Source organism: Paraflavitalea speifideaquila (assembly GCF_032395985.1).
Lineage (GTDB): Bacteria > Bacteroidota > Bacteroidia > Chitinophagales > Chitinophagaceae > Paraflavitalea > Paraflavitalea speifideaquila.
The window spans coordinates 3,496,118-3,515,454 of the sequence record NZ_CP135920.1 but is presented as its reverse complement, the minus strand read 5'-3'; the positions used below and the strand labels follow the sequence as shown (position 1 = coordinate 3,515,454).

Genomic DNA, 19,337 nt, shown 5'->3' with positions numbered 1-19,337 from the left:
CGCTTAGCAGGACTGTGCTTGTCGAAGCTGTCTTTGACGGGCCCCTTTAGGGGCTCACGCTTTGTAAAAAACGTATATAATGTGTTTTGTGCGCTGTAGGCGCACCACCCGGGGCGTCGCCTATGGCGCCGCATCGAATATGCAACATGTTGCTACAAAGCGGGGACCCTAAAGGGGGCCAAATGCCCGTCAAAGTGTGATACCTTAAGCTGACAGTCGGCAAGGCGACTGTGAATCGCTTGATTCGATTTTGGTATCAATAAGCTGCCGGCATAAATTCTTCCAATATCATGTGTGCATTGGAGCCACCCGCCCCAAAGGAAGAAATGCCAGCCATGCGGGGCCATTCTTTCCGGGTACCATTGATGGTGGTGACAGGCCGTTGCCAGGCGGATAAGGATTGTTGCACTACAAAGGGCGACCGGTCAAACTGTATATTGGGGTTCAGGCTGGCGGCATGTAAACTGGGTGCCAGCTGACCATGTTTCATTTGTAAAATGATCTTGGTAATACCGGCAATGCCGGCGGCAGCTTCCAGGTGGCCAATATTGGATTTGGCCGATCCGATGGCGCAATATTGGGTATCGCTGGTATCCGTACTGAATGCCTGGGTAAGACCAGCAATCTCTATCGGATCGCCCAGCATCGTACCCGTACCATGCGCTTCTACATAACTGATCATACGGGCATTGACCTGGGCTTTATCAAGGGCCTGACGGATCAGGTCACCCTGCGCTACTGGATTGGGCACGGTGTACCCATTGGTCTTACCTCCGTGGTTAATGCTGCTGCCTTTTATCACGGCATAGATATGGTCTTTGTCGGATATTGCCCTGGATAATGGCTTTAGCAAAACTGCCCCTACGCCTTCGCCGGGTACATAGCCGGTACCACCTACACCGAAGCTGCGGCACCTGCCATCGGCCGACAGGAAATTGTTGGCGCTTAACAATACATAATCCGAAGGGTGCAACAACAAGTTGACCCCACCCGCCAGGGCCATGGCGCATTCTCCTTTCAACAGGCTTTCTACAGCATAGTGAATGCTGGTCAAAGAAGAAGAGCACATCGTATCAACCGGTACACTAGGCCCTTTCAGGTTGAAGAAATAAGATACCCGGTTGGCAATGGCACTCGTAGCATTGATCACATATTGACCATGCTTCATCAACTCATCCCCATAGCAGGAGAAACCAGTACGCGTTACGCCTGCATATACCCCCACATTTCCCTGGTATAATTTTTTGAGGGTGGCGCGTGTATATCCGGCATCTTCCAATACCTGCCAGCAGGTTTCCAGGAAAAGGCGTGCCTGTGGATCAGTGCCGCGTGCTTCCTTGGGCGATATATTGAAGAACCGCGCATCGAAGCCTGCAAAATCATTAATAAAACCACCCCATTTGCCATAGCTCTTTCCTAAACTGGCGGCCTGTTCACTATCTGCATGGAAAAAGCCATCCACCGCCCACCGGTCAGCAGGTATCTCAGTAATACAATCTTTTCCTGCACGCAGGTTGTCCCAATATTCATCCAGGTTACTGGCCTGAGGATAACGCCCGCTGATGCCAATAATGGCAATGGAATCGGAAGAGGACAGAACAGCAGACTTTGTAATAGGCTTATTGGTTTTTACCGGTGGCTGTGTTGCTGGTTGTGATCGCACACCTGTCCAGGCAATGCATGGCTCGTGGTGATCTTGTACCAGCCAGCCAGCTAATGCGCCCAGGGATTGGTATTGGTAAAACAAGGTAGCTGGCAGGTCGCCAAAAATAACCGCCAACTGCTTATTCAGCTCCACGATCATGATAGAATCAATACCATAGTTTTCGAGTGCCTCCTGCTCATCGATCTGGTGAACAGGATACTTCACAATACCCGCAAACAAAACCTTTAACTGGTATACTGTTTTTTCCAACAGCAGGTTGCTGACTGGCCCTTCCGGTGGAGCCACTTTCACTGCAGGCGCAGGTACAATACTGGATTCGGAAGGTGCGCTGTTTGCAGTCTCCGTAACAGCGGTATTATTCACTACAGCTTTCTTTACCCCTGTACCGGATATCCAATACGATTCACGGGCAAGGGATAAGTGGGCAAACTGATCCTACGGGGTTTCCCAGGATCGAATTGCCCAGGTGTTGTGTACAGGGCCGCCCAATTGACTTCACCCCCTTGCACCCATTCCACAGCCAACGAAGCAAAGTCTATTGCAGAATGAATGCCGCTATGGGCAACGGTATTATTTTTCCCTGCTAATTGTTCTTTGGCGGTAGCGTTTTTGCTATTGCCCCAAAAGCAATTGTCCAATTGCTTATTGTCCAGGTATCCCCTTAAACTTTCGATCAGTGCAGGGATGCTATTTACTACAAAGGCCACCCTTTCTTCCAAGGCTACCCTGCCTGTTTGCAAAGTATACGCCATATCCAACAGTGTTGGCAATGGACCCGAAGGGGAACCCAACAGGCGAAGCATATTGCGTACCATGTCAACTAAACGTTCTTTGTTCTTCGCACTGAATGGTATAATATAAGTAAGGTTGTTATTGGTATTGTTTTGTTGATGGGCTGCAACTTCCTCCGGATAATTGTATTCTTCCAGCAGGATGTGTACATTGGCGCCACTGGCGCCGAAAGAACTGATACCAGCCCTTCTGGGATAGGTAACCCGCTTGTTGTGCTGCAATAACTCAGGGCGGTTCCAGGGCATGGTTGCCTGTTGCACAAAGAAGGGCGAATGTTCCAGGTCGATATAAGGGTTCAATTCTGTAGCATGCAGGGAAGGCACCAGGGTTTTGTACTTGAATTGCAGCAATACTTTGGTCAGTCCGCTGATGCCTGCAGCAGCTTCCGCATGGCCAATATTGGACTTGACAGAGCCAATGGCGCAAAACTGGTTGTCGGTGGTATAGCCGGCAAATGCTTTTTCAATCCCTGTATCTCAATGGGGTCACCCAGGGAAGTACCCGTACCATGCGCCTCTATATAACTGATGGTGCGCGGATCAATACCTGTTTTCTCCAGGCAGTCTTTGATCATGCCGGCCTGGGCAACGGGACTGGGCACCGTAATGCCGCTTACACTGCCTACATGGTTCACACTACTGCCTTTAATAACCGCATAGATCTGGTCATTATCCTGTATTGCGTTTTTTAATGGTTTCAGAACAATCGCTCCTACCCCTTCGGCCGATACATATCCATCACCTCCCTTCCCAAAAGTTCTGCATATCCCTTCACTGGAATGCATGTCGATTAACCCATAGGTGAGGTATTTGGCCGGATGCAAGGATAGGTTTACACCACCGGCCAGGGCTATTGCACATTCACCGAGCCGGATGTTTTGCAAAGCCAGGTGAACGGCGGTGAGGGAAGATGAGCACACGGTATCCACTACCATACTGGGACCATGAAAATCGCAGTAATAAGAGACCCGGTTGGCAATAGAAGCATTGCTCAGCGATAAAGGCAACTTATCGCCTTGCATCGTTTCATCATTGCCTATTAACGTATAATCTTTATGCATGACCCCGGCAAATACGCCCACTTTACCATTGCCGGTTTTGTTGGCATGGGTGATCAGGTTGTCGGGTGTATAACCCGCATCTTCCATGGCTGCCCAGCAGGTCTCCAGGAATAAACGCTCCTGTGGGTCCATCAATTCCGCTTCCCTGGCCGATATCCTGAAGAAACGTGGATCAAAGCAATCCGGCTCATTGATAAAACCTCCCCATCCCGATATGTTTTTGCCGGTGGGCGATTTTATGTCTGCATACTGCGTGGTATCCCACCGGGAGGCAGGTATCTCTGTGATACAATTGCGGCCTGCCTGCAGGTTTCCCAAAACACTTGCAGGTTATCCGCCTGCGGGTATTTACCCGCTACACCAATAACGGCAATATCTTCTGCCTGAGCTGCTGAGGTTGTATCCTTAGGGGTAGTTGCCGCAATGGAAACCGGTATGGCATCAGCAACCGTTGAAAGGGTATATTGACTGCTAAGTGCAGCAGCCAGTAAAGCAATATTGGGGTATTCAAATAAAATGGTAGGTGGCAGATCAATGCCCAGCTGGCGACCAATATCAGCCGTAATTTGTAATAAGCTGGCCGAGTGCAAACCCATTTCGTAATAACCTGCTTTTTCTTCAATAGCAGTGGCATCGGTATGGAGATAAGCCGCCAGTAGTTGTTTTAAATAATCAATAAGTGCAGGTGCTTGTTTCCCGATACTGGTAGTGAAAGGTGTAATACTTGCATCCGGCGCCTGTTGATGGGCATGGCCAATGCCTGCTTCGGCCCTTACCATTTTGGTAGTAAGGTTGGTCAGTTCAGCTATTTTTGGCCAGCTTGGTCATAATAATGGATCGTAAGGGTAATCAGTTCCCCTTTCCGGCTAATGGTGTTTACCGGCACCCAGGCATAACAACGTTGTTGAATACAGGCAGTACCCTGGAAGGCCCCATAAAACAAAGGCAGAAAAAGGGTTTCTTCCTTGCCCACCAATTGATCAAACAAGCCCCTGGTGGCCACCGCACTGGCATCGATCAATGCCGGGTGAAACAGAAAGTAACCGGCGATGGCTTCCGCCGCTGAACCAACCCATCCATCAAACAGCATACCCTCACTGGTTTCATACACGGTGCCTGCGGCCTTCATCAATCCACTATGGTCTAATCCCCGGGCCTGGTATTGGTCATAGATCGCTCCTATCGGGTATTGCTTTTTTGACTGACTTTTTATAGGTGCAATAGCAATAGTGCCGGTTAATAGTTGTTTACCAGTACGGTTCACCTGGGCAGTAATGTATAACAAGTCTCCTTTTAAAGCTACCTGCCAGTGACCAGCCTCGGTTTCCACGGCTTCAATGGTAAGGGTTACGTTCCCTTGCGGATCAACGATCAGGGGATGGTGGATCGTAATATTTTGTACGGTCAATTCATCGAATGGATACCCATGTTTTCTGAAACATTGTAGTAGGATATCAATATAGGCCAGTCCGGGCAGGATGGCCTGACCTTGTACCTGGTGCCCGGCTATTACAGGGTTCTTCAATGAAAATACCAGCTTGTCCTTTATCATGGTGACGGCGATTAATTAAACAGTTCCCAAATTGATTCCTGCAGTGCCGGCTGTTGTAAGTGGCGGCGGTGTAAAACAGGTACAGCCAATGGCTGCTTGTTTCCTGTATGAATAGTAGCCGCTTCCCAGGCTTGTATAATTACATGGGCATTGGTACCGCCATCGGCAAAACAATTGAGGGCCGCTATCGCTGGCGCTCCTGGCCAATCATGCAATGCCCTGGAAAAGCGGAAGGGAGAAGCAGTAAAGTCAAAATATTTCATCGGCTGCTGGCCCGACAAGAACGGCACCAACTGCCTGCTGTGCAGCATCTTCACTACTTTGATAAAACCGGCAATACCCTCTGCACACAGGGGTGGCCGATATTGGGTTTTACCGACCCAAGCGTGCAGGGTACAGCAACACCCGGACGATAAACAGCGTTGATGGCTTTCATTTCAATGAGGTCCGTTATTTCTGTACCCGAACCGTTTACCTCAATATAACTGATGTCTTGCGGCGTATGTCCGCTCTTGTTCAATGCTGTTAGCATCACTTCCTTCAATGCTTCGATATTGGGGGCTGCAGGTCCCGCTGTACGTCCATCGTTGTTGATGGCTACTGAACGTACAACCGCATAGATGCTATCACCATCCGCTTGCGCTTGTTCCAGCGTCTTTAACAGCACCATACCGATGCCTTCGCCCGGTACAATACCAGCAGCACGCTGATCGAACAGGTGAAAATCTTTGCCCTTGTTCAGGATGCCTCTTTGCTGAAACAATTGATGCGTTTCTTCCGAACCCAATACATTCACACCGCCTACAATGGCCGCTTCTATTTCGTTATCCAGTAAAGCTTGTACGGCCATTTTCATGCCCGCCAGGGCCGATGAACAAGCCGTATCTACCACGATGGCCGGTCCGCGCAGATCATAGAAGCGGGATATATTGGCCGACAGGTAGTTTTGACCTACTGTAACGATCGGGTTCCTGGCTTGCTCCAGGGCACCGGCGCCGGGTTGATGGCGGCTGCGGCCACCGAGGTACACACCAATTGGTTTTCCCTTTACATCGGCTGCTGTATACCCGGCATGACACAACAAGGCCAGACTTTCTTCCAGTGCCAGCAATGCTTGCGGGTCCATCGCTTTGGCATCATTTTCATGCAGCATAAAGAAATCCGGATCAAAGTAATGGAGGTCATCCAGCAATCCCGCATAGTAGGGCTGGGAGGTATTCCAACGACCGGCAGGTACGCGTTTAATAGCCGACCGGCCCTCTTGCAACAATTCCCAATAAGCATCGAGGTTAGGCGCACCGGGAAAACGGCAAGCCATGCCTACTACGGCAATACCCGTACTACGCAAAGGCGCTACAGCTGTAGGTGGTGGTGCCACAGGTACTTGCTTCGTGTTGGATAAGAGCCTGGCAAATTGACCAGGATAGGCCTCAGCCAGCCAGGCAGCGAAGCTGGCGATGGTTTGGTATTCAAATAAAAGCGAAGGATCAATATCTGCGTCCAAGGCTTTCTTAACAGGTTGTATCAATTGTGTGATCAATATAGAGTCGATACCATAATCCGGAAAGGGTTTATCCGCTTTCAGCTCACTGGTTTCCATGTTGAGTTCGCGGGCAAATAAAGCCGTGAGCCATTCCTGTACCTGTTCCTTTAATAAAGTAGCAGTTGGGGCAACGGGTACGGGTGGAATAACGGGGGAACTATTGCCAGGATGGATGACTGCTGTTTTAATGCGGCGGCTCACCTGCAATAATTCACCGGGTTGCCAGTGAGCGCTGTCCACCAGGCAAGGCATCACCACAGGGCCGCTTCTTTCCTGCAATACCCTGTCCAGCAGGTGCAACCCTTGCTCATCGGTCAGTGCCAGTAAACCGGTATTGGTATAAGCCCTGGATTTGATTTCCCCCATACCCGACTCTTTCCAATTGGGCCATTGTATACTGGTGATGGGAAAAGCCGCCGCAGTTGTTTCGGCAAAATGATCCATCCAGGCATTGGCCATGGCATAAGCTGCCTGACCAGCTCCCAACGAAGGAATAACTGCCGAAACGGAAGAATACAACAGGAAAAACTGTAAGGGTTCATCTTTAAAAGATTGATATAGGTTATAGGTGCCTTGTACTTTAGGTGCTAATACCGTTTGGATACCCGCCAGGCTCTTTTTGATAAAGGCGGGATTCTCCTGGTCACCAATACCTGCACAATGGACCAGGCCGGCAATTGGCCCCCACTCACTTTTAATGGTTTCCAATTGCTCTTGTATTTGTTGCACATGGGTTAAGTCAGTAGCCAGCACTTTTACTGTTGCACCCAATGCTTCCAGGGCCAGCAAGCCTTTTATTTTTTGTGCGGTGGCAGTATCCTGGTTTTTATATTGATCCCATTCATGCCGGGCAGGCAATTGTTCCCGGCCGGTCAATACCAGGCGCTTAACGCCATAGTGGCGTACCAGGTGTTGCGCGCATAAATAGCCCAGCCCACGGGTGCCGCCGGTGATCCATACAATATCTTGCTGGTGGAAACTGATGGATTGCGTGCTGGCAGGCATTGGCATTTCCTGCATCACCGGGTAATAGCGGTTACCTGCCCGGTAGCAAATGGCTGCTGTTTCGTCTCGGCAGTACAGCTCATCTACGATCTGAGTTACCAGCAGGGCCATTGGAGTGCCCGCTTCCACATCTACCTCCCTGGATACAATATAACTGTATTCACTGCCCAGCATACGGTACAAACCTGCTGCTAAAGCACCGGCAGGATTGTACTGGTTGTTTTGAAAGGGGTAAGCCCCTGGCTAATGTGTACTATTTGTATTCCTTCTTTACGCCCCTTGGCTATCAGCGTTTGCAGCAACTGCATCCAATCGTTGGAGGTTATGGGTTGACTATTCATACCCAATAGGTCAATATAACCGTCGATGCTTTGCCAATTGATTAATGCAACCCTTTGTGACAACAATACCCCCTCCTCCATATCCACCAATTGGGCGTTTTCAAAACGCAGTTGCAGCAGTTGGGCCAATTCCCTGCTCTGGGTACTATGCAGAATGAGTACCTGCTTACAAGAGATGCTGGCAACAGCAGGTAAGGAAGGCAGCCATTGCTTTTGCAACAACACACCATTGAGGGAGTATGGGAGGGCTTGCTGAACCAGCAAGTTTTCTTAGCAAACGGATACACCGGCAAACTGATTCGTTGGGGCCGGTATACCGGCTTGTCACCATCCTGGTGAAGCTGAAGCCAATTGACTGTTGCACCTTTTACCCAAAGGGCCATGAGTTGCTCAGGACTATAATAGGTATTCTGCGAACCATCTTGTTCCCAGTTTTCGCAGGCAGGCTGTAGGGTGTCTCTGTATACACCTGGTGCAGCCTGTTCATCATGGATCAGCGTGATGAGCTTATTTTCCAATTGTACAAAAGAACCCACCTGTGTGGCCCAGCGTTCTTCCATGGCTTCCCTGCCGGTTTGCAGGGTATAAGCCAGGTTGGCCAATTGGGTGTTGGAATGGTCTGTTGTGCCTTGTACCCACTTCAACAGGCGTGCGGCCTGTTGTTGTAACTGTACCGCTGTTTTTGCAGAGAGCAGGATCACCTGTTCTTGTGGGGCGGCAGGTGCTGCAATAACTGTATCAGAAGTAATCTCCTCCTGGTTAGCAGGTGTATACTCTTCAATCAATAGATGGGCATTGGCTCCACCGGCGCCAAAAGAAGAGATACCAGCGCGCCGTGGAAACACCACCTTTTTCCCTTCGATGGTAACCGTTGGTTGTTGCCATTCGGTCAATTCCTTTTGTACCTTGAAGGGGCTATTCACGAAATCAATATGCGGATTCAGTGGATCGGCATGTAAGGAAGGCACCAATTGACGGTGTTTCATTTGCAGTAATACCTTGGTCAACCCCGCAATGCCCGCGGCACTTTCAGCATGACCAATATTGGACTTTACCGAACCTATGCTGCAATATTGCTTACCCACCTGGCCGAATGCTTTGTTGAGGCCGGCAATCTCAATGGGATCACCCAAAGATGTGCCTGTACCATGGGCCTCCAGGTAGCTGATGCTGCGGGGATCAAAACCTGCCAGCTGCAGTGCCTTATTGATCACCTGGGTTTGTGCAATGGGATTGGGTACAGTATATCCATTGGTCTTGCCCCCGTGATTAATGGCTGTTCCTTTGATCACGCCATAGATACGATCACCATCGGCCAGGGCGCGCGACAGGGGTTTCAGCAATACCGCTCCTACCCCTTCACCGGGTACATATCCATCACCGCCGGCGCCAAAACTTTCACATAAGCCCTTACCCGATAAGAACTTTCCATAAGCAAGACCCACATATTTATTGGGATGCAGGGAGAGGTTTACCCCTCCGGCAATAGCCGCTTCACATTCGCCCAGGTACAGGCTTTGGCAAGCCAGGTGAATAGTAGTAAGCGAAGATGAACACATCGTGTTGAGCGATATACTCGGGCCATTGAAATTACAGAACCAGGATACCCGGTTGGCGATACTGGCCGAGTTGCCCGACAGTACCAGCGGACGGCCCAGGGCCGTTTCCTCCGGACCATACAACTGGTATTCCTCCGTCATCACACCGGCAAATACCCCCACACTTCCTTTTACGCCTGTGCTGCTATTCATACCCAGTGTATGCCTGGTGTAACCGGCGTCTTCTATCGCTTCATATACACATTGCAGGAACAGGCGTTCCTGTGGGTCCATGGTGGCTGCTTCCCTGGGCGTGATATTAAAGAACAGGGGATCAAATTCCTCCACACCATGCAGGAATCCTCCCCACTTGCTATAGGTTTTACCGGGTTCATTTCTGGTAGTATCAAAATAAAGGCTATGGTCCCACCGGCTAGCAGGTATTTCAGTAATACAGTTGCGGCCTTCTTTCAATACTTGCCAAAAGGCTTCCAGGTCGGGTGACTGCGGATAACTGCCGGCCAGCCCTACAATGGCAATATCCAGCGAACCACTATCCGCTTTACTTTCCTGCTTTTTCTCCTGTACCGGACTGCTGGCTTTAAAACGATGGACCGGGGCCTTTACTGGTTCTACATTATTGTTGGTAGTAGCTGCAGGTACTACCAGCAGCTCATGCAGCTTACCGGGAAATGTTTCCAGGAAGTAATTTGTCAGCTCCCCGATGCTTTGGTATTCAAAGAACAGCGTCTTGCTTAAGCTGCCAAATACTTTCTCCAGTTCATTGGTCATTTGCATCACCATCACTGAATCAATTCCATATTCCTCCATGGGTTTTGTGGCACTGATCTGTGTGGCGGGTAACTTGATAGCGGCTGATAAAATGTTTTTAAAATAACCAAGGGACAATGTCTTGTTAAGTTTGTCATTGGATAGGGCGGGTGCAGCCACTTCAGGAATTACTTTATCAGCCCTTTCCAGGAAGGTGGCTTTGAGTTTCACTGTATCACCTTGTAATACCATTACCTGGCTGGCATCCAGCTGCATAGCCTGGTACAGCGCTTCTATACCAGCTGTTGTTTCCAGCGGCGTCATGCCATATTGATCCAGCAATGTTTTTCCTGGGTAGCGGTAACCTGCATACCTCCTTCGCGCCACAAAGGCCAGTTTACCGATAAGGTTTTACCACTGCGTTGTTGGGTCTGCAACAAAGAATGCCGGTACGCAGCATACCGGTCCATATACGCATTGGCCAGTGCATAGGCAGCCTGCCCGGCATTGCCGGTAACGCCTGTGGTGGAAGAGCAAAGGATAAAGAAGTCCAGTGGCAGGTCCTTGGTGGCAATATCCAGGTGCGTTGTTCCTGCCACCTTGGGGCTTAATACCGCTTGTATATCTTCCTCCGTTTTTTCAAAATATAATGATCCCGCAACAGGCCGGCACAATGGATAATACCATTCAATGGCCCAAACTCCTGTACGATATCCTGTACCAGCTTATTGACAGCTACTCCATCGGCCATATCAGCCTGCCGGTAGCTAATGCACACACCTGTAGTCTGCAATGTTTGAATGGTATTGTTCAGTGGTTCCTGCAAAGGCGAACGGCCTGTGAGGATCACCGTTGCATCTTTTGGTGCTGTGGGCAATAGCCTCCGCAAAGATCAATCCCAGCCCGCCTGCACCACCCGTGATCAGGTATACACCGGCCTGTTTCCATATAATAGGAGCATTGTAAACAGCAGTTGATTCATAAGGTCGTATACTAAATACTTCCCGTTGATGCTGCCGGTATCGTATAAGGGTATCTGTACCCTGTTGACGGTTTTCTTTGATCCTGGTAATCAGATCACTGGTTGTGGTACCTGGCTCTATGCCTATTACTTGTCCCGTAAACAAAGGATTTTCCAACGCCGCTGTTTTCAGCAGACCGGCTATGGCCAACAACACCTGCTTTTCTTCGGCTGTTGGTACCACTACCTGCAGCAGCAGTTGGTGTTTGGGTTTGGACTGCAGCCATCTTTTTACTTCCCCGAAAACCTCCAGGGCATAATATTCAAAACCAGCGGCTTGTCTGGCTGGTAAGGATATGACCTTGGTGGAAGACATTTGTTCCTGTACAGCCCTGGCCAGTTTATCTTGTTCTATGCATACCAGTATATGTTCTGTATCACCACCTGTAGTGGGTGATGCACTTATTTTCTTTTCCTGCCAATAAGGCTCCAGCAGCAAGGTCGTTGGCTTGGTCTGAATACCTTCCTGCTTTTCCAGCTCGCGTGAGGTAAAGCCCACTATCTGCACACATATCTCGCCCGCTTCATTACACAGGTCGATATCAAATGTGAGCCCGTTTGCACCGACACCACCTTGTGCCTGATCGTGCTTAATGTAGGCCCACATAGCCGGTGTACAAGGGTGTAGTATCTGCAGCCGGCGGATGGCAAACGGAATAGCAAGCGGCAGGCGGTCTGGTAGTATACCCGGCGTGATCATACAGCCGATAACACTTTGCAGTGCGGCATCCAGTAAACTGGGATGCAAGGCATATTGTGATAAGGTATTGGCTACGCTACCAGGAATGGACAATTGGGCCAGGGCTTGCCCCTGCCCTTTGTAAATACATTGAATGCCCCGTTGGGCAGGGCCATAAACGATGCCCATTTGGGCAAATAGGTCATAACACGCATCTGCCTCCAGCCTGCCCAGGCTCATGATCGCTTGCAGGGCCTTGATATCAATAGCAGGTACTTCCGCCTGGCCTAAATACCTGGCCATACCCTGACTATGCGTGCGGGCATTGGGTTCGCCCGCCGTTGGATGACTATGTATATCGAACCTGATATCGCCATTGTCTTGCGGCAATAGCTGGATGCTAATATTTTCGGGATGCCCGTTCACGCTAAAGGGCTGCAGCCATACCAGGTTTTCTACTTCAATAGCCTTCCCCTGCTGTCCACCGGCTATGCCCATTGCTTCATAGACCATTTCCAAATACGCTACCCCGGGCAACAATTTCTTTCCATTCACCAAATGATCCTTCAGGAAAAACTCTTCTCCCGTAAAGGTGGAGCTGAACTGTTGCACGGCAAACGTAGACGTGTTTTGATGCACCAGCGGATGCAATACCGCAGTAGCGGCGGTGCTCATTGCAGCTGCGGGTAGCCCATTCAAAGGCAAGGGCCAGTAACGGTCTCTGGCAAATGGATAGGTAGGCAGGCTGATGCGTTGCAAATGGTATTGGGTCTGGTCACCCGTTGTATACAATTTCTTCCAATTGATATCCACCCCATGTATCCATAAAGGCAGCAGTTGTTTGTATTTCTTTTTCCTGCACCAGGTGTCAAGCGTTTGTTCCATATCCTCATCCGAAACCACCAACGATAAGATAGCTTGATGGTCTTTTGCTTTTCCCTGCCACAGGTTTTCAATGCTCCGCTCTCCCTGGAGATAAGCCTGAGTTTTGCTTCCAGCTCTTTCAGCGAGTTCACTTCCAGGGCCAGCCTTTCCTCCATGCTTTCCCGGCCTACCTGTAAAGTATAAGCCATAGCTGCCAGATCCTTATCCGTATACACATTGGTGCGCACGAGGGCCAGCAATTGCTGCACCATTTGTCGTAAGCGGTCTTCCTGCCTGGCTGATAAGAGGATCGCTACCGGCTGTATTGCATTGTTGTTGCCAGGCGTATAAGCAGGTGCAGGTATGTATTCTTCAATAACTATATGGGCATTGGCGCCGCCTGCACCGAAAGACGATATGCCGGCCCTTCTTGGATACTCCCGCTCCTTACCATTCAGTGCCAGCCGGGGCCTTTTCCAGTCAACCAGGTCTTGCTGTACCTGGAAGGGACTATTGGTAAAATCAATCGCTGTATTTAGAACCGTTGAATGCAGGGAAGGTACCAACACACCATGCTTCATTTGCAGCAGTACCTTGGTAATGCCCGCAATACCGGCCGCACTTTCGGCATGGCCGATATTGACTTTACCGAACCGATGGCGCAAAATTGTTTATCGCTGGTCGTAAAGGCACTGGCCAGCCCTGCTATCTCTATCGGATCACCCAGCGCTGTTCCTGTACCATGTGCTTCCATATAACTAATCGTGCGTGGGTCCCACCCTGCTGCGTCAATGGCCTGCCTGATCACTTTGGCGTGCGCTTTCGGGTTGGGCACATTGTATCCATTTACCTTGCCGCCATGGTTGAGGGCCGATCCCCTGATCACACCATAGATCTGATCGCCATCGGCCATAGCACGCGACAATGGTTTCAGCATCACAGCACCTACCCCTTCCGAGGGCACATAGCCATCGCCCCCTCTCCAAAACTTTCACATAGCCCTTTTGAAGAAGCCATTTTACCATAACCTAATATGAGGTATTTGGAAGGATGTACCGACACATTCACACCGCCTGCAATGGCCACGGCACAATCGCCCTGGCGCAATCCCTGGCAAGCCAGGTGGATGGAGGTCAATGACGAAGAGCACATCGTATCAACCGCTACACTGGGTCCGTTAAAATTGCAGTAATAAGATACCCGGTTGGCAATGGAGGCAGAACCCGACGATAATACCATCGGTCGACCCTGAGCTATTTCCTGGGCCGCCAATTGCTGGTACTCATTCCACATCACCCCTACATATACGCCTACCTTTCCCTGCTGGGCATTGTCCCATAAGGATTGACGGGTGTATCCCGCATCTTCCAGCGTGGCATAAGCACATTGCAGGAACAGGCGCTCCTGCGGATCGGTGACTTCCGCTTCACGTGGTGATATATTGAAAAAGAGCGGATCAAATTCATCCATCCCTTCCAGGAATCCGCCCCACTTCGTATTTGTTTTAAAAGCCTTGTTCTTGTTTTCATCGAAGTACAACCGATGGTCCCACCGGTCTTTTGGTATTTCCGTAATACAGTTCCTGCCCTGCACCAGGTTGTCCCAAAACTCTTCAACGGTTCTTGCCTGGGGATAACTGCCCGATACACCAATGATGGCAATATCCATTTCCTGGGGTGTTTTGTGGGCAGAGCTGGCCACTACAGGTTGGGTCTTTCGTTTAAAGCTTGCCGGAGCAGCTACCGGTTTATCAACGGGTGTCGTAGTTCTGGCAGGTTGCTGTTGTTGGTCTGACCCCAACAAGGTCATTAGCCTGCCTGCATGGGAGGAAAGGAAATAGGTGCTTAATTCACTGATGTGCTGGTATTCGAAGAACAGCGTTTTGGGTAAAGCGCCGAATACTTTTTCCAGTTCGGTGGTCATCTTCATCACCATGATGGAATCAATACCATATTCTTCCAGTGCTGTATCGGCATTGATCCGCTCAGGCGATAGATTGATCACGCCCGATAATAATTTTTGAGGTAGGTGATCGTTTTCTCTTTCAGGCCGGTCACCTGTTCAACAGCAAGCGACTGTGGGATAGCCAACGATTCTTTGCGCCCTTGCTCCAGGAAGGTATCACGCAATACAGGCAAATGGCCTGCTACTACCATCAGTTGAGAATGACCGGCTGCCAGCATCGTATACAGCGCTGTCAGTCCGGTGGCAGTATCCAGGGGCAGCATACCCAGCGTATCCTGCATCATGGCTTCTACGGCCGCGCCTACCTGCATACCACCTGCTTTCCATAAAGGCCAGTTGATGGCAACAGTAGCGCCATATCGTTGCCCGGCTGTTACCAATTGATGGCGATGACTGGCAAATCCATCCATGAAGGCATTGGCCACGGCATAATCGGCCTGCCCCGTATTGCCCATAACGCCGGCAACCGACGAAAAGACAATGAAATGATCCAGTGGTACCTGTTGTGTGGCAAGGTCCAGGTTGATCAGGCCCTGTACTTTCGGCGCCAATACCGCTTTAACTTCTTCCGTTGTTTTTTGATCAGGAAATTATCGCGGATAATGCCCGCTGCATGGATAACACCATGAAGTGCGCCATGCTGTTGTAGTATATCTTGTATCAATTGATCCACAGGGGCGGCATGGACAATATCTACCTGTTTGTATTCTACCAGTGCGCCCCTTTGCCTCAGTTGTTCCAACTGTTCAAACTTATCGGCTGTTAATTCCGAACGCCCGGTGAGGATAAGTTTGACTGCCTGGGCACGCTGAGTTATTTCCTGAGCCAGTAGCAGACCAAGGCCGCCGGCGCCACCTGTAATCAGGTACACGCCTCCCGCTTTCCAGGGTATGACTGATTCCATGGAGGCAGGTGTATAGGTTTGTAAGCGTTGTACCTGTTGGGTGCCGTTGGTATATCGAATTAGCGTATTATCGGGTTCCTGACTGCATTGCTGTATACAGGTACGAATCGACTGCCAGCCTGCTCCTTCCTCCACAATGATCACCTGTCCGGTAAAACGGGGATTCTCCATGCGGGCTGTTTTCAATAAACCTGCTACGGCACTTTGCATAGCAGCCCCTTCACCGGTTTTTAATAATACCTGTAGCAGTACTTTACCGGCAGGCATGGCCCGCAACAAGGATTGTACTTCAGCAAAAACCAACAGCGTTAGTCGTTCCAACCGGTTGGCAATGCCACTTGCCACTGCCTCGTAAGAAATACAACGAATGCCATTGCCTGCTGCTGGCGCTTCCAGCAATCCAGCTTCGTACAATACCACCTGCTCATCATAAACGATTTGATGGTTATTATTAACGGGTGCAGCTGTTTCCCAGGTTGGTTGTAAATAGAGAACCGGTTGTAACCAGGAGCGGCTCTCTTTTGATACGCCCGCGATATAAAACCTTGCATGCACACACATACCTTCCCTGCTTCATTACAAAGGTCCAGGTCGAAGGATAAATTATTGATGATTGTGGGTTTGTTGGCATCTATCCGGTGATAGCGAATATGCGCCCACATGTTGGCGGTACAAGGTGAATACACGGTGAGCGCTTCCAGCGCAAAGGGTACCGCCAACGAAGGTGACGCGGTTTCATCACCACCACCGGCCACCATATATCCCATGATGGCCTGGAAGGCGGCATCCATAATACTGGGGTGCAGCCAATATTGGTGCAATGTACCGGCAACAGCGGGTGGAATAGTAAGCTTGGCGAGTATTGCCTGTTCGCCTATTTGTATATAGTCGATGGCCTGGTGTGCAGGACCATAGGTAATACCCAGTTCAGTAAACAGTGTATAACATTGTGCCGTAGTGATCTTTTGACGGCTGGTCAATTGGTTGATAGCCGATAGGTCAAGCACAGGAGCTTCCTGCTCCCTTTCGGTAAGCAATACCGTTCCCTGGCTATGTACCTGTACTGCTGCTTCAGTATCTTTCTCGTTGTCGCTGTAAATAGTATAACTGACCTCTCCATTTTCACCCGCCTCCAGTTCTATGGTCAATTCCGCGGGTGTATCTTTTACTACAACAGGCCGTATCCAGGCTACGTGCTGCAGGTTGACCTGACAGTTTGTATACTCCTCCGACCGCTTATCTGTTGCCATCATGATGGCTGCCCGCACCATTTCCAGGTAGGCTACGCCGGGCAATAACTTTTCACCTTGCACCACATGATCCCGCAGGAAAAACTCCTGGCCTGTAAACCGTGAGGTGAACTGCTGCTGTGAAAAAGTAGACCCATTCCGGTGCACCAGGGGATGCAGTACGGATAAAGGAGCCGCATTGGCATCGGCAACCTGCTTGCTGGTATCGGGCAAACCAAAATACTCTTTGAGGAAAGGATAACCGGGCAGACTGATACGATGTGGCAGCGAACCGGCCCGGTGACTGCCCTCGTATAAACGATTCCAGTTAAAGACATATCCTTTTACCCAGGCTTCTAATAGGTCAGTATACTGACCGGCTTTTATGGCTTCCGGCAGGCTCGCCTCTTGTTCGGGTGTGAGCAGTGTGATACCCTTGTATTTATTCCTGTTGTCATTACAATACAATGTGCCAGCGCTGTGGCCAGCCAGGAAGGTTTGCAACTTATGTTGTAATTCAGGTATAGTGGTGGCAGTTAGCGCCAGCCTGTGATCCAGCGCCACCCTGCCCACTTGTAAGGTATAGGCCATGTCGGGTAGCAGGTGTTGTGCCTCCTCTTGTGCATCAACAAATGCCAGCAATTGCCTTACCTGTTCCTGCAATAAAGCAGGTTCACGAGCTGATAATACAATAATAGCCGGCTTATCAAGCGCTACAGTTACCCTGTTGATAGATGGTGCTTCTGCTACCACCAGGTGGGCATTGGAACCGCCCGCACCAAATGAAGATAAGCAGGCCATGCGGGCAATACGGTTACCGTACTTATCCACCGGTAGCCAATCGCTTTGTTCCTGTTGTACATAAAGGGGGTGTTGGCAAAGTTGATGTGCGGATTCAACTGCTGGGCATGCAAGGAAGGAACCAGCTTACCCTTTTTCATTTGCAACAGCACCTTGGCCAATCCCGAAATACCAGCAGCTGCTTCCAGGTGACCGATATTGCTTTTTACAGAACCAATGGGACAATATTGTGCATCAGGTGTATCATTCCGGAAAGCATCCAGCAGCCCCCTTATTTCAATGGGATCGCCCAGTGATGTACCTGTACCATGTGCTTCCACATAGTTAATATCTCTTGCGTTGATTTGCGCTTTTTGCAGTGTATGGGTGATGAGCGCTGCATGTGCCTGTGGATTGGGCACGGTAAAGCCATTCGATTTACCACCATGATTCGTAGCCGAAGCCCTAATCACCCCATAGATATGATCCCTGTCGGCAAGCGCCCGTTGTAAGGGTTTAAGCAAAACCGCACCTACCCCTTCGCCCGGTACCATACCATTGGCCTCGCTGCCAAAGGAGCGGCTTCTGCCATCGGGCGACAGCATGTGCAAACCCGATAAAGCGGCAAAATGAGAAGGGCCCAGGAAAGCATGTACGCCCCCGCAATAGCTACTGTACACTCTCCGGCATGAATATGCTGACAGGCTTCATGAATAGCCACCAGCGAAGAAGAACAAGCTGTATCTATCGGCATACTGGGGCCACGGAAGTTCATCGTATAAGATACCCGGTTGGCTACGGGAAACATAGATACTTTATAAGGGTCCAGGCCACTCCTGGTTACACCCGCAAATACACCTACCTGTTCTTTCGCCAGTGACTGAGGGGTATAACCCGCATCTTCCAATACATGCCAGGCACATTGCAGAAACTGCCGTTCCTTGGGGTTCATAGCGGCCGCTTCGGTAGGCGAAATAGTAAAGAACAACGGATCGAAATAATACAAGTCTTTGAGAAAGCCGCCCCATTTGCCATAACTCTTGCCCGTGTTATCGGCTGTTTCCATATCGGGCGTAAAATGGTCCTCCACTGCCCAGCGGCTGGCTGGTATTTCTTCTATACAGTCCTGTCCCGCCAGCAGGTTTTTCCAGAAAGCATCTAAGTTGGCTGCCTGTGGAAAGCTGCCAGCCAGCCCGATCACAGCAATCAGGTCTTTATCGGTTGATGGCGCAGGGACAGTACCTTGTATAGACTGAATGACTGGCTGACTGTTTTTTCCGGGTGCTATTGGTTGAGTTATTTGTGCACCATAATTTTTACTGAGATAGGTAATGAGTTTAGCAGCCGTATTGTGCCCAAAGAAAACGGCGGGCTCTACCGTCAATCCATATTGATCATTTAATCTTTTAGACAGATTGGTCACCAGCAAGGAGTCAAAGCCCATTGCGTTGAACTCCTCGTGGATATCAATTTGTGCAGGAGATGTTTTTAAGAAATAACTCAGGGTTTGCCGGATGATCGTCTCCACTTGTTCATTGACTTCGCTGAAAGCTAAGGGCGCTTCCTGAGGTTGGAGGTCTTGTGGTTCTTCGGCCATCCAGTATGCACTGCAATTGAATGGATATAC

The 19,337-nt window shown here is 50.0% G+C and carries 10 protein-coding genes and 6 pseudogenes; all 16 read right to left on the bottom strand.

Translation table 11 applies throughout. The annotated features are described in order from the left end of the window. Positions 1-256 precede the first annotated feature (256 nt). Positions 257-2,029: a type I polyketide synthase gene (locus RS881_RS23935; protein ID WP_315823391.1), complete on the bottom strand. Its 1,773-nt coding sequence runs from the start codon at positions 2,027-2,029 to the stop codon at positions 257-259. Positions 2,030-2,040: 11 nt separating this feature from the next. Further along, a pseudogene (locus tag RS881_RS62600) lies at positions 2,041-3,836 on the bottom strand (KS-MAT linker domain-containing protein); the annotation flags it as partial. Next, positions 3,755-4,297, bottom strand: coding sequence for an acyl carrier protein (locus RS881_RS23920; protein WP_315823388.1), 543 nt, complete (start codon positions 4,295-4,297; stop codon positions 3,755-3,757). The gene RS881_RS23920 and the pseudogene RS881_RS62600, both read right to left, overlap by 82 nt. Positions 4,298-4,323: 26 nt before the next feature. Continuing rightward, positions 4,324-5,070, bottom strand: coding sequence for a hotdog family protein (locus RS881_RS23915; RefSeq protein WP_315823387.1), 747 nt, complete (start codon positions 5,068-5,070; stop codon positions 4,324-4,326). An 11-nt stretch (positions 5,071-5,081) separates the two neighbouring features. Then, entirely contained in the window at positions 5,082-5,387 is a 306-nt protein-coding gene (locus RS881_RS23910; protein ID WP_315823386.1) for a beta-ketoacyl-[acyl-carrier-protein] synthase family protein, read from the bottom strand. Continuing rightward, positions 5,387-7,792 carry an SDR family NAD(P)-dependent oxidoreductase gene (locus RS881_RS23905; protein ID WP_315823385.1) on the bottom strand — a complete coding sequence of 802 codons (2,406 nt, stop codon included), beginning with the start codon at positions 7,790-7,792 and terminating at the stop codon, positions 5,387-5,389. The genes RS881_RS23910 and RS881_RS23905 overlap by 1 nt, the downstream gene beginning before the upstream one ends. 17 nt (positions 7,793-7,809) lie before the next feature. Then, positions 7,810-8,040 carry a hypothetical protein gene (locus tag RS881_RS23900; protein WP_315823384.1) on the bottom strand — a complete coding sequence of 77 codons (231 nt, stop codon included), beginning with the start codon at positions 8,038-8,040 and terminating at the stop codon, positions 7,810-7,812. Beyond that, positions 8,001-10,610: a type I polyketide synthase gene (locus RS881_RS23895; RefSeq protein WP_315824594.1), complete on the bottom strand. Its 2,610-nt coding sequence runs from the start codon at positions 10,608-10,610 to the stop codon at positions 8,001-8,003. The genes RS881_RS23900 and RS881_RS23895 overlap by 40 nt, the downstream gene beginning before the upstream one ends. Then, a pseudogene (locus tag RS881_RS23890) lies at positions 10,589-11,118 on the bottom strand (SDR family NAD(P)-dependent oxidoreductase). Before RS881_RS23890 ends, RS881_RS23895 begins: the two are co-directional and overlap by 22 nt. Further along, positions 11,036-12,853, bottom strand: coding sequence for a polyketide synthase dehydratase domain-containing protein (locus tag RS881_RS23885; RefSeq protein WP_350340172.1), 1,818 nt, complete (start codon positions 12,851-12,853; stop codon positions 11,036-11,038). Before RS881_RS23885 ends, RS881_RS23890 begins: the two are co-directional and overlap by 83 nt. 107 nt (positions 12,854-12,960) lie before the next feature. Then, a pseudogene (locus RS881_RS59930) lies at positions 12,961-13,745 on the bottom strand (KS-MAT linker domain-containing protein); the annotation flags it as partial. Positions 13,746-13,777: 32 nt separating this feature from the next. Then, positions 13,778-14,836, bottom strand: a complete 1,059-nt coding sequence (locus RS881_RS23870; protein WP_315823381.1) for an acyl carrier protein — start codon at positions 14,834-14,836, stop codon at positions 13,778-13,780. Next, positions 14,833-15,701, bottom strand: a pseudogene (locus RS881_RS23865) (SDR family NAD(P)-dependent oxidoreductase). The gene RS881_RS23870 and the pseudogene RS881_RS23865 overlap by 4 nt, the downstream one beginning before the upstream one ends. 308 nt (positions 15,702-16,009) lie before the next feature. Continuing rightward, positions 16,010-17,761 (bottom strand): polyketide synthase dehydratase domain-containing protein, encoded by a 1,752-nt coding sequence (locus RS881_RS23860; protein ID WP_315823380.1) that lies wholly within the window; start codon positions 17,759-17,761, stop codon positions 16,010-16,012. Continuing rightward, positions 17,677-18,911 (bottom strand): annotated as a pseudogene (locus RS881_RS59925) (beta-ketoacyl synthase N-terminal-like domain-containing protein). Before RS881_RS59925 ends, RS881_RS23860 begins: the two are co-directional and overlap by 85 nt. Before the next feature lie 180 nt (positions 18,912-19,091). Beyond that, a pseudogene (locus tag RS881_RS59920) lies at positions 19,092-19,307 on the bottom strand (acyl carrier protein); the annotation flags it as partial. Positions 19,308-19,337 lie beyond the last annotated feature (30 nt).